The sequence below is a fragment of the Klebsiella africana genome (assembly GCF_020526085.1).
GTDB lineage: Bacteria > Pseudomonadota > Gammaproteobacteria > Enterobacterales > Enterobacteriaceae > Klebsiella > Klebsiella africana.
In genome coordinates this window covers 751,590-764,484 of record NZ_CP084874.1, presented here as the reverse complement: position 1 = coordinate 764,484, position 12,895 = coordinate 751,590, and the positions used below count along the sequence as shown (strand labels likewise).

At 56.6% G+C, this 12,895-nt stretch carries 17 protein-coding genes; 12 read left to right on the top strand and 5 right to left on the bottom strand.

Features of this window, described 5'->3' with window-relative positions:
* Positions 1–70: 70 nt before the first annotated feature.
* The 4 genes from rsmE to ruvX all read left to right on the top strand — a co-directional run bounded on the left by rsmE (position 71) and on the right by ruvX (position 2,925).
* The gene (gene rsmE / locus LGL98_RS03775) at positions 71–802 is read left to right on the top strand and encodes a 16S rRNA (uracil(1498)-N(3))-methyltransferase (RefSeq protein ID WP_136031451.1); all 732 of its coding nucleotides are present in this window, start codon (positions 71–73) and stop codon (positions 800–802) included.
* A 20-nt stretch (positions 803–822) separates the two neighbouring features.
* Complete coding sequence (gshB, locus tag LGL98_RS03770) at positions 823–1,773, top strand: glutathione synthase (RefSeq protein ID WP_136031450.1); 951 nt, start codon at positions 823–825, stop codon at positions 1,771–1,773.
* A gap of 172 nt (positions 1,774–1,945) precedes the next feature.
* Entirely contained in the window at positions 1,946–2,509 is a 564-nt protein-coding gene (locus LGL98_RS03765; protein ID WP_025713491.1) for a YqgE/AlgH family protein, read from the top strand.
* On the top strand, positions 2,509–2,925 hold the full coding sequence (gene ruvX / locus LGL98_RS03760; protein WP_136031467.1) for a Holliday junction resolvase RuvX: 417 nt from the start codon (positions 2,509–2,511) through the stop codon (positions 2,923–2,925). Before LGL98_RS03765 ends, ruvX begins: the two co-directional genes overlap by 1 nt.
* A 52-nt stretch (positions 2,926–2,977) precedes the next feature.
* On the opposite strand, the gene LGL98_RS03755 is transcribed toward ruvX, so the two are convergent.
* Together LGL98_RS03755 and LGL98_RS03750 are read right to left on the bottom strand one after the other, a co-directional pair.
* Complete coding sequence (locus LGL98_RS03755) at positions 2,978–3,631, bottom strand: LuxR C-terminal-related transcriptional regulator (protein WP_136031448.1); 654 nt, start codon at positions 3,629–3,631, stop codon at positions 2,978–2,980.
* Between the two features lie 348 nt (positions 3,632–3,979).
* On the bottom strand, positions 3,980–4,960 hold the full coding sequence (locus LGL98_RS03750) for a type IV pilus twitching motility protein PilT (RefSeq protein WP_136031446.1): 981 nt from the start codon (positions 4,958–4,960) through the stop codon (positions 3,980–3,982).
* Between the two features lie 16 nt (positions 4,961–4,976).
* Between LGL98_RS03750 and LGL98_RS03745 the strand changes: the two genes are divergently transcribed.
* The 5 genes from LGL98_RS03745 to hemW are packed head-to-tail and all read left to right on the top strand — an operon-like array spanning position 4,977 to position 8,287.
* Positions 4,977–5,678 (top strand): YggS family pyridoxal phosphate-dependent enzyme, encoded by a 702-nt coding sequence (locus LGL98_RS03745; RefSeq protein ID WP_004144780.1) that lies wholly within the window; start codon positions 4,977–4,979, stop codon positions 5,676–5,678.
* A 20-nt stretch (positions 5,679–5,698) separates the two neighbouring features.
* Positions 5,699–6,265 (top strand): YggT family protein, encoded by a 567-nt coding sequence (locus LGL98_RS03740; RefSeq protein WP_004205182.1) that lies wholly within the window; start codon positions 5,699–5,701, stop codon positions 6,263–6,265.
* Positions 6,262–6,552 (top strand): DUF167 family protein YggU, encoded by a 291-nt coding sequence (gene yggU, locus LGL98_RS03735; protein WP_002916614.1) that lies wholly within the window; start codon positions 6,262–6,264, stop codon positions 6,550–6,552. Before LGL98_RS03740 ends, yggU begins: the two co-directional genes overlap by 4 nt.
* Before the next feature lie 12 nt (positions 6,553–6,564).
* Positions 6,565–7,158: an XTP/dITP diphosphatase gene (locus LGL98_RS03730; RefSeq protein ID WP_002916615.1), complete on the top strand. Its 594-nt coding sequence runs from the start codon at positions 6,565–6,567 to the stop codon at positions 7,156–7,158.
* Positions 7,151–8,287, top strand: coding sequence for a radical SAM family heme chaperone HemW (gene hemW, locus LGL98_RS03725; protein WP_136031443.1), 1,137 nt, complete (start codon positions 7,151–7,153; stop codon positions 8,285–8,287). The genes LGL98_RS03730 and hemW overlap by 8 nt, the downstream gene beginning before the upstream one ends.
* A gap of 40 nt (positions 8,288–8,327) precedes the next feature.
* Here hemW and LGL98_RS03720 read toward each other — a convergent pair whose 3' ends face one another.
* From LGL98_RS03720 to trmB, 3 genes are read right to left on the bottom strand one after another with little or no spacing between them, the layout of a single operon-like run.
* Complete coding sequence (locus tag LGL98_RS03720) at positions 8,328–9,047, bottom strand: YggN family protein (protein ID WP_095032735.1); 720 nt, start codon at positions 9,045–9,047, stop codon at positions 8,328–8,330.
* A 50-nt stretch (positions 9,048–9,097) separates the two neighbouring features.
* The gene (locus tag LGL98_RS03715) at positions 9,098–9,424 is read right to left on the bottom strand and encodes a YggL family protein (RefSeq protein ID WP_002916620.1); all 327 of its coding nucleotides are present in this window, start codon (positions 9,422–9,424) and stop codon (positions 9,098–9,100) included.
* Positions 9,424–10,143, bottom strand: coding sequence for a tRNA (guanosine(46)-N7)-methyltransferase TrmB (trmB, locus tag LGL98_RS03710; RefSeq protein WP_002916627.1), 720 nt, complete (start codon positions 10,141–10,143; stop codon positions 9,424–9,426). The genes LGL98_RS03715 and trmB overlap by 1 nt, the downstream gene beginning before the upstream one ends.
* A 136-nt stretch (positions 10,144–10,279) precedes the next feature.
* On the opposite strand from trmB, the gene mutY reads away from it, so the two are divergent.
* From mutY to mltC, 3 genes are read left to right on the top strand one after another with little or no spacing between them, the layout of a single operon-like run.
* Positions 10,280–11,338 carry an A/G-specific adenine glycosylase gene (mutY, locus tag LGL98_RS03705; RefSeq protein ID WP_136031441.1) on the top strand — a complete coding sequence of 353 codons (1,059 nt, stop codon included), beginning with the start codon at positions 10,280–10,282 and terminating at the stop codon, positions 11,336–11,338.
* A gap of 28 nt (positions 11,339–11,366) precedes the next feature.
* Positions 11,367–11,642, top strand: a complete 276-nt coding sequence (locus LGL98_RS03700) for an oxidative damage protection protein (protein ID WP_004105744.1) — start codon at positions 11,367–11,369, stop codon at positions 11,640–11,642.
* 49 nt (positions 11,643–11,691) lie between these two features.
* Positions 11,692–12,774 carry a membrane-bound lytic murein transglycosylase MltC gene (gene mltC / locus LGL98_RS03695; protein WP_136031465.1) on the top strand — a complete coding sequence of 361 codons (1,083 nt, stop codon included), beginning with the start codon at positions 11,692–11,694 and terminating at the stop codon, positions 12,772–12,774.
* Positions 12,775–12,895: the final 121 nt, after the last annotated feature.

Below are 12,895 nucleotides of genomic sequence, written 5' to 3'. Positions count from 1 at the left end.
AATTTGCAGCCCTGTGCTTCCCGCCTGGCGGCGGGAAGCTGGCATCTGCGCAACGAACGGAATATCAAGCATGCGCATTCCTCGCATCCATCATCCAGAACGCCTCATTGTCGGCAGCCAGATTGCGCTGAGCGATGACGCAGCCAACCACGTCGGCCGCGTCCTGCGCATGACCGCCGGCCAGCACATTCAGCTATTCGACGGCAGTAACCAGGTGTTTGATGCCGTCATCACCGAGGCCGGTAAGAAAAACGTTACGGTTGAAGTCCTCAGTGGCGAACCCGACGATCGGGAATCGCCGCTGCATATCCATTTAGGCCAGGTGATGTCCCGCGGCGAAAAAATGGAATTCACCATCCAGAAATCGATCGAACTCGGGGTAAGCCTCATAACGCCACTGTTTTCCGAGCGCTGCGGCGTTAAACTGGATGCCGAACGTTTGCAGAAAAAGATCCAGCAGTGGCAGAAAATCGCTATTGCCGCCTGCGAACAGAGCGGTCGTAACGTGGTACCGGAAATACGTCCGGCGATGCAGTTAGAGGCGTGGTGCGCCGAGCAGGACAGCGGGCTGAAGCTCAACCTGCACCCGCGCGCCAGCGCCAGCATTAACACGCTGCTGCTGCCGGTTGAACGCGTCCGTCTGCTGATTGGTCCGGAAGGTGGGCTGTCGGCTGAAGAAATAGCGATGACCGCGCAATACCAGTTTACTGATATCCTGTTGGGACCGCGCGTTCTGCGTACAGAGACTACTGCGCTCACCGCCATCACCGCCCTGCAGGTGCGTTTTGGCGACTTAGGTTGAGGCGTTAACGGAGAAGAACCATGATCAAGCTCGGCATCGTGATGGATCCCATCGCAACCATCAACATCAAGAAAGACACCAGCTTCGCTATGTTGCTGGAAGCGCAGCGTCGCGGCTATGAACTCCATTACATGGAGATGAACGACCTTTATTTGATCAACGGCGACGCCCGCGCCCGGACGCGCACGCTGAACGTCGAACAGAACTATGATAAATGGTATGACTTCACCGGCGAGCAGGATCTGCCGCTGGCGGACCTTGACGTCATCCTGATGCGTAAGGATCCGCCGTTCGATACCGAATTTATTTATGCCACCTACATCCTGGAGCGAGCGGAAGAGAAAGGCACGCTTATCGTCAACAAGCCGCAGAGCCTGCGCGATTGTAACGAGAAGCTGTTCACCGCCTGGTTCTCTGAACTGACCCCGGAAACACTGGTCACCCGCAATAAAGCCCAGTTGAAAGCCTTCTGGGAAAAACACGGCGATATCATCATGAAACCGCTCGACGGTATGGGCGGCGCCTCTATTTTCCGTGTTAAAGCCGGCGATCCAAACCTTGGCGTTATTGCCGAGACGCTGACCGAACTGGGCAGCCGCTACTGCATGGCGCAGAACTATCTGCCGGCCATTAAAGATGGCGACAAGCGCGTGTTGGTAGTGGATGGCGAGCCGGTGCCTTATTGCCTGGCGCGAATTCCGCAGGGCGGCGAGACCCGCGGCAATCTGGCCGCCGGCGGCCGTGGCGAAGCTCGCCCGTTGACCGAAAGCGACTGGGAAATCGCCCGCCGCGTCGGCCCGACGCTGAAGGCCAAAGGCCTTATCTTCGTCGGCCTGGATATCATCGGCGACCGTCTGACGGAAATTAACGTCACCAGCCCCACCTGCGTACGCGAAATCGAAGCCGCCTTCCCGGATATTTCGATCACCGGCATGCTGATGGACGCTATCGAGAGACGTATCGCTAAATAAGCACCAGGGGTAAACGCCCGCTGATGACGCTGCGAGCGCGGGTTACCGCGCTCGTAAAACGCTGCCAGCCAGGCGTCACCTGGGCACCTGCCAGATAAAGTGCATCGACACCATTCTACTTTGCCCGCATACTGGGTGTTGCTTTTTTGAACCAGGAACAGAACCTCTGACAATGAATTTACAGCATCACTTTCTGATTGCCATGCCTGCGCTTCAGGACCCTATTTTCCGCCGCTCCGTGGTCTATATCTGCGAGTATAACGATGAGGGTGCCATGGGCATTATTATCAATAAGCCGCTGGAAAATCTGCAGGTGGAAGGGATCCTCGAGAAACTCAAAATTGTCCCGGAGCCGCGCAACCCGGAGATCCGCCTGGATAAACCGGTAATGCTGGGCGGCCCGCTGGCGGAAGACCGCGGTTTTATACTGCATACCCCGCCCTCTGACTTTTCCTCAAGCATCCGCATTTCGGATAACACGGTGATCACCACCTCACGGGATGTCCTTGAAACCTTAGGTACCGATCGGCAGCCGGGCAACGTGCTGGTTGCGCTGGGCTACGCCTCATGGGAGAAAGGGCAACTGGAGCAGGAGATTTTAGATAATGCCTGGCTCACCGCGCCGGCGGACCAGAATATTCTCTTCCGCACGCCGATTGCCGATCGCTGGCGCGAGGCGGCTAAACTGATTGGTATCGATATTGTGACGATGCCTGGCGTCGCGGGGCATGCATGATGAGTGGAACCTTTCTCGGCTTTGATTTCGGCACCAAAAGCATCGGCGTGGCGGTGGGTCAACGCATCACCGCAACCGCACGGCCACTGCCCGCGCTGAAAGCGCAGGACGGTAGACCGGACTGGAACGTCATCGAAAAGCTGCTTAAAGAGTGGCAGCCTGAGGCGGTGATCGTCGGCCTGCCGCTGAATATGGACGGCACCGAGCAACCGCTGACGGCGCGCGCGCGTAATTTCGCCAATAAAATTCATGGCCGCTTTGGCGTCGCGATCCTTCTCCACGATGAACGGCTGAGTACGGTCGAGGCCCGCGCGGGCCTGTTTGAACATGGCGGCTATCGGGCGCTGAATAAAGGCAGCGTCGATTCGGCCTCTGCGGTCGTCATTCTGGAAAGCTACTTCGAGCAGAGCTTTTAAGCTCTGCCCTCCTGCGCCGCTGGCAGGCTGCTGACGGCGCACGTTTTCCCGCTTAGTGGCGCAGATGTTCGTTAGCCCAGCTCACCGCCTGGGTGCGATTCTTCACGCTTAGCTTACGAAATACATTATACAGGTGCGTCCGCACCGTGTTCTCGCTGATAAACAGCGCCCGGGCGATATCCAGGTTCGTCGCGCCGCAGCGCAGTTCGTTGAGGATCTCGCATTCCCGTTCCGTCAGAGGCGAGTTCTCTACTGGAGTCGATGCATGGTCCGCAGCGTACATCGCCGGGTGCATCACGCTCAATTCAGCCGTCTGTTCGCCGTTCAGCACGGCCTTAACGCCCTCAATTAAGCGCGATTCATCATCGTCATGGCGGAATACACCATATAAAGCCGGCCACTGCGCCATTTCGTATAACTCATACTTTTGTGCGCTATTAATAATCAACAAACGAGGATTATCTGCCTGCAGGCGAATAATATCCCGCCACACCCCGTTTAATTTCTTATTTGACACTGCGATATCAAATAATATTACAGAATCTTTTGCCAGACGCTGCGCCAGCGGTTTATTAATATTTTGTAAAACCACCGGTGCCATCAGGGTTTCGCTCAGATAGCTGGCAAAGGCTTTGCTTTGAATAGACGGGTGGGTAATAAAGGTTACCTGACGAGAAGATGATGAATTTCCATTTGAATTAATCACTTAAAACTCTCCTTAGCTGTTACCCACCGCCATGGTGGTTAAATGAATAAAAAAAGATACAAACAGTCGTGAATTTATAAATCACCAAGGTAACTTACAAACTGAAACGTTATTCCATGAGAATCATCCTATTCCCACAAACAGCATAAATCGAATGACTCAAAGCTGTCAAAAGATAATCAAACTTTTTTCCTGGAAATGCGTATTCACTGTCGACATATCTAATCTGAATGTGTTATTTGAATTTATAATCAAAAGTTATTTGTATTACCAAATAATATTAATAAACAACAAATAAACATTCATCTAACATATCATTTAACCCGTCATATCAGTCTCTTTCTCATCTTATAGCGCGCCTGCAGCGACACGTTGCTGAAAACTCTGGGTAAAGGTCAACATTCCGGCCTGCATCCCGGTCTGCATCACACCAGGCAATTGATGTACTTTTCCTTCACGGATCAAATTCGCCACCGCTGGCGTGTTGACCAGAAGCTCGTATAGCGCAACTCTCCCGCCCTGACGTGCAGGTAACAATTTTTGCGCCAGCACCGCGCACAGGCTTCCGGCAAGCTGGCTGCGAACCTGATCTTTCTCCTCCGCCGGAAAAACATCGATTAATCTCTCCACCGCCGGCGCCGCGCCGCGGGTATGTAATGTCGCCATTACCAGGTGCCCGGTCTCCGCCGCGGTTAACGCCAGGCGAATGGTTTCGCTGTCGCGTAGCTCCCCGAGCAGGATCACATCCGGATCCTGGCGCAACGCCACGCGGATCGCCGCGGCGAACGAAGGACAGTGACGGCCAATCTCCCGCTGCTGGATCAGGCAGCGCTCGCTGTGATGAATAAACTCCACCGGGTCCTCCAGGGTCAGAATATGGCCATCAAGACGCTGATTGAGGTACCCCACCATTGCCGCCAGGGTAGTCGACTTGCCGCTGCCCGTCGCTCCGGTCACCAACAGCAAACCACTCTCTTCTGCCAACAGCTCGCTCAGCGCAGGCGGGGCGCCCAGTGTCTCCAGACGCGGGCATTGTTCAGGAAGGAGCCGCAGCACCAGCGATATTCCACGCGTATGGGCGAACGCGCTGGCTCGCAGCCGCGAACCGCAGGTCAGGGTCAGCGCAAAGTCAATCTGGCCGTGTTCCTGCCAGTGCAGTAACTGTCCTGCATCGAGCCAGTCGTTGAGTAAATCCGCAATATCCGGTGCGGGAAAGGGGGCGGGCTCCAGCTTGCCCTGCCGCCGCCAGCGCGGTGCGGCGGAATTGCACAGGTGTAGATCGGAGACATTATGCTTTACACTAAGGGCTACGATTTCTTCCAGCTTCATAACTCATCCTCGGAATATGAACGATATTGCGCATAACCTGGCACAGGTCCGGGACAAAATCTCCGGTGCTGCCGCCCGATGCGGGCGTGCGCCAGAAGAAGTGACATTGCTTGCAGTGAGTAAAACGAAACCTGCGAGCGCGATCGAAGAAGCCATTGCGGCAGGCCAACGGGCATTTGGTGAAAACTACGTCCAGGAGGGCGTGGAGAAAATTAACCATTTCCAGCAGGCTGGCGTCAGCGGGCTGCAGTGGCACTTTATTGGCCCCCTGCAGTCCAACAAAAGCCGATTGGTGGCAGAGCATTTTGACTGGTGCCACACCGTCGATCGGCTGAAAATCGCCACCCGCCTGAACGAGCAGCGCCCGGCGCATTTGCCGCCGCTGAAGGTGCTGATTCAAATTAACATCAGCGATGAACAGAGCAAATCCGGCATCCCGCTGGAAGCGCTCGATGGCTTAGCGGCGGAGATCGCTGAGTTACCTCATCTGGAGCTGCGCGGTCTGATGGCGATCCCCGCGCCTGAGTCAGAATATGTAAGGCAGTTTGCCGTCGCCCGGCAAATGGCGGTAGCATTTGCGCGATTAAAAACGCGGTACCCCACGGTCGATACGTTGTCTCTGGGAATGTCGGACGATATGGAAGCCGCAATCGCGGCGGGAAGCACGATGGTGCGCATCGGTACAGCCATTTTTGGTGCGCGCGACTACAGCAAATAATAAGGAATCAGAGGAACGCCATGAAGACGTTGACTTTCCTGCTTTCAACGGTCATTGAGCTTTACACGATGGTCGTGTTGTTACGCGTCTGGATGCAGTGGGCGCGCTGCGACTTTTACAACCCCTTTTCGCAGTTTGTGGTGAAAGCCACGCAGCCGATTGTCGGGCCGCTGCGCCGGATTATCCCGGCAATGGGGCCGATTGACAGCGCCTCGCTGCTGGTGGCATTTATTCTCTGCGTCATCAAAGCGATCGTGCTGTTTATGGTGATCACCTTCCAGCCGATCATCTGGATCTCCGCTCTGCTTATTCTGCTGAAAACCATCGGCTCGTTGATCTTCTGGGTGCTGCTGCTGATGGCGATCATGAGCTGGGTCAGCCAGGGGCGCAGTCCTGTGGAGTACGTGCTGATGCAGCTGGCGGACCCGCTGCTGCGCCCTATCCGCAACCTGCTGCCGTCGATGGGCGGTATCGATTTCTCGCCGATGGTGCTGGTACTGCTGTTGTACGTAATCAATATGGGCGTCGCCGAGGTGCTGCAGGCCACCGGTAATGTACTGCTGCCGGGGCTGTGGATGGCGCTATGAGTGCCGTTGAAACCTGCGCTGACGGGCTGGTGCTGAGGCTGTACATTCAGCCTAAGGCCAGCCGCGATAGCATCGTGGGCGTACATGGCGACGAGCTTAAAGTCGCCATTACCGCCCCGCCCGTTGATGGCCAGGCCAATGCCCACTTGGTGAAATTTCTCGCCAAACAGTTCCGCGTCGCCAAAAGCCAGGTACTGATTGAAAAAGGCGAGCTGGGCCGCCATAAGCAAGTTAAAATCATCGCCCCACAACAGATCCCGACTGCGGTCGCGGCGCTAACTGAATAAACAGGATTCATCATGCAAAAAGTCGTCCTCGCTACCGGTAACGCCGGTAAAGTGCGCGAACTGGCCTCGCTGCTGGAAGATTTTGGTCTCGATATCGTCGCTCAAACCGAGCTGGGCGTGGACTCTGCGGAAGAGACCGGCCTGACCTTTATTGAAAACGCGATTCTGAAAGCGCGCCACGCGGCGCAGATCACCGGCCTGCCGGCCATCGCTGACGATTCCGGTCTGGCCGTCGATGCTCTTGGCGGCGCGCCGGGTATTTACTCCGCCCGCTATTCCGGCGTCGACGCCAGCGACCAGCAGAATCTTGAGAAGCTGCTCGACGCGTTAAAGGACGTGCCGGACGACCAGCGTCAGGCGCAGTTCCACTGCGTGCTGGTCTATCTGCGCCATGCCGAGGATCCCACGCCGCTGGTGTGCCACGGCAGCTGGCCTGGGGTAATCACCCGCCAAGCCGCCGGTCATGGCGGTTTCGGCTACGACCCAATCTTCTTCGTCCCGTCAGAAGGGAAAACCGCGGCCGAATTGAGCCGTGAAGAAAAGAGCGCCATTTCCCATCGCGGGCAGGCGCTGAAACTGTTACTGGAAGCATTACGTAATGGCTAATTTGCCGCCGCTGAGTCTCTATATTCATATTCCCTGGTGCGTGCAGAAATGTCCGTACTGCGACTTTAATTCGCATGCGCTGAAAGGCGAGGTGCCGCACGATGACTATGTCCAGCATCTGCTGAACGATCTGCAGGCTGATGCGCAATATGCCCAGGGACGGGAAATAGGCACTATTTTTATCGGCGGCGGTACGCCGAGCCTGCTGTCCGGCCCGGCCATGCAAACCCTGCTGGATGGCGTCCGCACCTGCCTGCCGCTGGCCGCCGGGGCGGAAATCACCATGGAAGCCAACCCGGGTACCGTGGAGGCCGATCGCTTCGTTGATTACCAGCGCGCCGGGGTGAACCGCATCTCCATCGGCGTACAAAGCTTTAGCGAACCGAAGCTGCAGCGTCTGGGGCGGATCCACGGCCCGGAGGAGGCCAAGCGCGCCGCACGTCTCGCCAGCGGTCTCGGCCTGCGCAGCTTCAATCTCGATCTGATGCACGGTTTGCCGGACCAGTCGCTGGAGGAGGCGCTGGACGATCTGCGTCAGGCCATTGCCCTCAACCCGCCGCACCTGTCGTGGTACCAGCTGACCATTGAGCCAAACACCTTGTTCGGCTCCCGGCCGCCGGTGCTGCCGGATGACGACGCGCTATGGGATATTTTCGAGCAGGGGCATCAGCTGCTGAGCGCCGCCGGCTATCAGCAGTACGAGACGTCCGCTTACGCTAAGCCGGGCTTCCAGTGTCAGCATAATCTCAACTACTGGCGCTTTGGCGACTACCTCGGCATCGGCTGCGGCGCGCACGGCAAGATCACCTTCCCTGACGGACGTATCCTGCGTACCGCCAAAACCCGCCACCCGCGCGGGTATATGGAAGGCCGTTACCTCGAGCGTCAGCATGATGTGGAAGACGCAGATAAACCGTTTGAGTTCTTTATGAACCGTTTCCGCCTGCTGGAGGCCGCGCCGCGCGACGAATTCAGACGCTATACCGGTCTTGAGGAAGCGGCGATCCGCCCGCAGCTGGAGGCGGCGATAGCCCAGGGCTATCTGCATGAAGACGAGCAGAACTGGCAGATCACCGAGCACGGTAAGCTGTTTTTGAATTCCCTGCTTGAGTTATTTCTGAACGAGTAAACGCAGAAGCGGTCCTGCCGGCAAGCGGACCGCCATGTCATTATTTCAGCGAGCCAACCAGCGACTTGCGGCTGTCCTCCAGCGAGACCACCCGGCTGCAGACGTCTTTACCAAACTGCTGGAAATCGGCCTCCTGGTTTTTCCATTCATCCTGAATCGCCGTTTGCAGGCCGCCGAGGCTGCCGAGAATACCCTGCAGCGGGTTACCGCCGCCTTTAAGCACCGCTTTCGCCCCCATCTCGTTAATGCTGTCCTGCAGAATGCCGCCCATCGCCTGATTCACCAGCTGCTGGCCGTCGGCGCGCACCTGGTCGATGGCTTTATAGTGGAAGGTCAGGCCATCGCTGCGGCGCTCAATGATGCGGTTCATCTGCTCTTTGAGCTGCGCGTCCAGCTTGGTCAGGCGACCATGCATGCTGCTGTTGGCGCCAACCTGTTCGGTAATGATTTTATCCAGCGCCTTACGGCTTTTTTCGACTCGCGAACGCGCGCCTTCGTCAATCCACGGCAGGCTGCTGCGCAGACTGGCCTGATAATCCTGCGCCTGCTCGCGCTGGGCGGCGCTGAGCGCATAGGCCTTGCCGTTAAAGGTCAAATTGCCGTCCGGCTTTATCACCAGATCGCCATTTTCCCCTTTCACCTGGACCTGCTGCGGGCTGAGGATCACATCGTCACGCGGCGTGACGCTACACTGGTAGTCCGCATGGGCAGACAAAGCGGTGACGGAGAGCGCCACCGCCAGCAGCGTTTTACGCATCATAAAACTCCCTTAAGACAAAACGGGCCGGCAATTGCCGACCCTTGTCAAACTTAGTCCCACCAGACGTCAAAAAGTTCGCTGGTGCGCACATCCTCTAACTTACGCGCTTCCAGCCATTTGCGTACGATGGCCTGATGCTCTTCGGTGCATTTACCGATCTCCTGCATGCAGATAAGCCCTTCCCAGGAGAGATAACCGCTGCCGTCGAAGGCCAGCTTGTTCGGCTCAATCACCTCTTCAATCAGATCGTTGACCGTCTGGTCGATCTGCTCTTCGCTGGTCCCTTCCGGGAAACGCCAGGCGACGGAGAAGCCTAACTCCTGAAACTCATCGATATGCATTTTTTTACGCAGACGACGGCTACGATTCTTGGCCATTATTTCACCCTCTCGAACATTAAGTCCCATACGCCGTGGCCGAGACGATGGCCACGCTGTTCAAATTTGGTTACCGGGCGCGATTCCGGGCGCGGTACGTAATCGTTGCTTGCCGATTGGTTACGATAGCCTTCCAGCGAGGACATCACTTCCAGCATATGCACGGCATAGGCTTCCCAGTCGGTCGCCATATGGAAGACGCCGCCGAGCTTCAGCTTGCTTTTCACCAGCTCAGCGAAAGGCGGCTGCACGATACGACGTTTATTATGACGCGCTTTATGCCACGGATCAGGGAAAAATAGTTGCACCATATTCAGCGAGTTATCCGGGATCATCGTATGCAGCACTTCCACCGCATCGTGACACATTACGCGCAAGTTTTGTACGCCTTCTTCTTCCGCAGAAGCCAGGCATGCGCCGACGCCCGGCGAGTGTACTTCAATGCCGAGGAAATTCTGTTCCGGTTTGGCTTTTGCCATCGCCACCAGCGAGGCGCCCATGCCGAAGCCAATCTCGAGGGTGACCGGCGCGTCACGGCCAAACAGGGCGGCGAAATCGAGCGGCGCATCGTTGAATTCAACGCCCATCACCGGCCAAATGTTATCCAGCGCATGCTGCTGCCCTTTCGTCAGGCGACCCTGGCGACGGACGAAGCTACGAATACGGCGCAGCGGACGGCCGTTTTCATCAAATTCCGGAGAGATGACGTCGTTTTTCATAAAAGTTTGGTCTGCTTGTGAATGTGTTCGGAAAACGGGCATTATCCAAAGTTACCCGGCGGATGCAAGGGTTTACAGCCACTCGCCCTTATGCTGCAATCTGCCCCCCTGTAATCGCGATCCCGGAGCCGTAGCTTTGACTTTTCTCGCCACGCAATTTTCAGCCCAGGTTCTGGACTGGTACGACAAATACGGGCGTAAAACCCTGCCCTGGCAAATCGCCAAGACGCCCTACAAAGTATGGCTCTCCGAAGTGATGTTGCAACAAACCCAGGTGACCACGGTTATTCCCTATTTTGAACGCTTTATGGCGCGTTTCCCCACGGTTGTTGATTTAGCCAACGCACCGCTGGATGAGGTGCTGCATCTGTGGACCGGCCTTGGCTACTACGCGCGGGCGCGCAATTTACATAAAGCCGCGCAGCAGGTCGCCACACTGCACGGCGGGGAATTCCCCCGGACCTTTGACGAAGTGGCGGCGCTGCCCGGCGTCGGGCGCTCAACGGCGGGGGCGATTTTATCCCTTTCGCTCGGTCAGCATTATCCGATTCTTGACGGCAACGTGAAGCGCGTGCTCGCCCGCTGCTATGCTGTCAGCGGCTGGCCGGGAAAAAAAGAGGTGGAAAAACGGCTGTGGGACATCAGCGAAGAGGTCACCCCGGCGAAGGGCGTCGAGCGCTTCAACCAGGCGATGATGGATCTCGGGGCAATGGTTTGCACCCGCTCGAAGCCGAAGTGCGAGCTGTGTCCGCTGAGCAACGGCTGTGTAGCCTACGCAAACCATTCATGGGCGGAATATCCGGGCAAAAAACCGAAGCAGATCCTCCCGGAACGCACTGGCTATTTCCTGCTGATGCAGCACGGCGACGAGGTGTTTCTCTCCCAGCGTCCGCCGGTGGGTCTGTGGGGCGGCTTGTTCTGTTTTCCGCAGTTTGCCGACGAAGCAGAGCTACGCGAGTGGCTGGCGCAGCGCCAGATTAAGGCCGACCATCTGACGCAGCTCACCGCTTTTCGCCACACTTTCAGCCATTTCCACCTGGATATTGTGCCGATGTGGCTTACAGTGCACTCATCTGGCGCATGCATGGATGAAGGCAACGCACTCTGGTATAACTTAGCGCAGCCGCCGTCGGTCGGACTGGCGGCTCCTGTGGAGCGCTTGTTGCAACAGTTAAAAGCCGGAACGCCGGTATAAATTTTTCGGCTATCAAAGAGGATTGATTATGAGCAGAACCATTTTTTGTACCTTCCTGCAACGTGAAGCGGACGGTCAGGATTTCCAGCTGTATCCGGGCGAGCTCGGAAAGCGTATTTATAACGAAATCTCCAAAGAAGCCTGGGCGCAGTGGCAGCACAAGCAGACCATGCTGATCAACGAGAAAAAGCTCAGCATGATGAACCCGGAGCACCGCAAACTGCTTGAGCAGGAGATGGTGCAGTTCCTGTTTGAAGGAAAAGACGTGCACATCGAAGGCTACACGCCGCCGGAAAAACAGTAAGGGCCCTGCGGCCTTTAAAAAAACAAACACAACACGCACGCCCGGAATGATGAAAAAATACTTAGCGCTCGCGCTGATTGCGCCGTTGCTCGTTTCGTGTTCCAGTTCCAATAAAAAAGGCGCCGAATACAACGAGGCCTGGGTCAAGGACACGAACGGATTCGATATTTTGATGGGCCAGTTCGCCCACAACATCGAGAACATTTGGGGGTATAACGAAGTCCTGCTCGCCGGGCCGAAGGACTACGTCAAATACACCGACCAGTATCAAACCCGCAGCCACATCAACTTTGATGAAGGGACGATCACCGTCGAGACCATTTCCGGCACCGATCCGCGCGGACGACTGCGCCAGGCGATCGTCAAAACTCTGCTGATGGGCGATGACCCCAACTCCATTGACCTCTATTCCGATGTCGATGATATTCAGATCTCCAAAGAGCCGTTCCTCTATGGCCAGGTGGTGGATAACACCGGGGCATCGATTCGCTGGGAGTGGCGCGCCGCGCGCTTTGCCGACTATCTGCTGCAAACCCGCCTGAAGAGCCGCAACAACGGCCTGCGCGTGGTCTACAGCATCACCATTAACCTGGTGCCGAACCACCTCGACAAACGTGCGCATAAATACCTCGGCATGGTGCGTCAGGCCTCGCGTAAGTATGGGGTTGATGAGTCGCTGATCCTCGCGATTATGCAGACCGAATCCTCCTTTAACCCCTATGCGGTGAGCCATGCCGACGCCATGGGGCTGATGCAGGTCGTACAGCATAGCGCCGGCAGAGACGTCTTCCGCTCCCAGGGTAAATCCGGCCTGCCAAGCCGCAGTTATCTGTTCGACCCGGCGAATAATATCGACACCGGCACCGCCTACCTGGCGATGCTGAACAATGTTTACCTCGCCGGCATCGATAACCCCACCTCGCGTCGCTACGCGGTGATCACAGCCTATAACGGCGGCGCTGGCAGCGTGCTGCGGGTCTTCTCCAGCGATAAAGTGCAGGCGGCCAATATTATCAACAGCATGGCCCCAGGGGACGTCTACCAGACGCTGACCACCCGCCATCCGTCGGCGGAATCGCGCCGCTATCTGTACAAAGTTAATACCGCGCAGAAAAGCTACCGCCGTAAATAACCCTCCTCCCGACTACGGCCTCAGCCCCGCGCTGAGGCCGCGCTTATTCTCCGCCATACTCTTTAATATCTTTCGATTTTCTGCGGCAGTTAACAGAAGCTTTCAGCTAGCGAATGATAGA

Excerpts from the sequence above, each read along its gene's own strand:
- rsmE (WP_136031451.1), top strand. The coding sequence starts at position 71 with ATGCGCATTCCTCGCATCCATCATCCAGAACGCCTCATTGTCGGCAGC.
- gshB (WP_136031450.1), top strand. The coding sequence starts at position 823 with ATGATCAAGCTCGGCATCGTGATGGATCCCATCGCAACCATCAACATC.
- LGL98_RS03765 (WP_025713491.1), top strand. The coding sequence starts at position 1,946 with ATGAATTTACAGCATCACTTTCTGATTGCCATGCCTGCGCTTCAGGAC.
- ruvX (WP_136031467.1), top strand. The coding sequence starts at position 2,509 with ATGAGTGGAACCTTTCTCGGCTTTGATTTCGGCACCAAAAGCATCGGC.
- LGL98_RS03750 (WP_136031446.1), bottom strand. The coding sequence starts at position 4,960 with ATGAAGCTGGAAGAAATCGTAGCCCTTAGTGTAAAGCATAATGTCTCC.
- LGL98_RS03745 (WP_004144780.1), top strand. The coding sequence starts at position 4,977 with ATGAACGATATTGCGCATAACCTGGCACAGGTCCGGGACAAAATCTCC.
- LGL98_RS03740 (WP_004205182.1), top strand. The coding sequence starts at position 5,699 with ATGAAGACGTTGACTTTCCTGCTTTCAACGGTCATTGAGCTTTACACG.
- yggU (WP_002916614.1), top strand. The coding sequence starts at position 6,262 with ATGAGTGCCGTTGAAACCTGCGCTGACGGGCTGGTGCTGAGGCTGTAC.
- LGL98_RS03730 (WP_002916615.1), top strand. The coding sequence starts at position 6,565 with ATGCAAAAAGTCGTCCTCGCTACCGGTAACGCCGGTAAAGTGCGCGAA.
- hemW (WP_136031443.1), top strand. The coding sequence starts at position 7,151 with ATGGCTAATTTGCCGCCGCTGAGTCTCTATATTCATATTCCCTGGTGC.
- LGL98_RS03720 (WP_095032735.1), bottom strand. The coding sequence starts at position 9,047 with ATGATGCGTAAAACGCTGCTGGCGGTGGCGCTCTCCGTCACCGCTTTG.
- LGL98_RS03715 (WP_002916620.1), bottom strand. The coding sequence starts at position 9,424 with ATGGCCAAGAATCGTAGCCGTCGTCTGCGTAAAAAAATGCATATCGAT.
- trmB (WP_002916627.1), bottom strand. The coding sequence starts at position 10,143 with ATGAAAAACGACGTCATCTCTCCGGAATTTGATGAAAACGGCCGTCCG.
- LGL98_RS03700 (WP_004105744.1), top strand. The coding sequence starts at position 11,367 with ATGAGCAGAACCATTTTTTGTACCTTCCTGCAACGTGAAGCGGACGGT.
- mltC (WP_136031465.1), top strand. The coding sequence starts at position 11,692 with ATGAAAAAATACTTAGCGCTCGCGCTGATTGCGCCGTTGCTCGTTTCG.